Raw genomic sequence first — 233 nt, 5'->3', positions numbered from 1 at the left:
AATCCTTAAAAAGTTTTCCATTATTCATCTGAAACCCTGTGATGTGCATAGTGCTCATATTAAATCCAGAAGCATTCATGATTAAGGCCTCGGGGTATTTTTGCATAATTTCTTGCAAGGTAAAAGCTGGAGCATCAACCGAAGTTGCCGTTTTTAATACTTCGACATTATTGGCTTTATAGATTTTAAAACTGCCCGACGAAAGATCAGTAAACTTCTCGCCCTCCTCTTTC

The 233-nt window shown here is 37.8% G+C and carries 1 protein-coding gene; it reads right to left on the bottom strand.

The genetic code is table 11. From position 1 onward, the window contains the following. A partial coding sequence (locus LI114_RS14045) for a hypothetical protein (RefSeq protein WP_227221171.1) occupies positions 1-233 on the bottom strand: 233 nt, incomplete at both ends.

Origin of the sequence: Ruminococcus sp. 210702-SL.1.03, assembly GCF_020559915.1 — a bacterium.
Taxonomy (GTDB): Bacteria; Bacillota; Clostridia; order Oscillospirales; family Ruminococcaceae; genus YE71.
The sequence above is the reverse complement of the archived record's forward strand: the minus strand, read 5'-3'. Positions and strand labels throughout refer to the sequence as shown.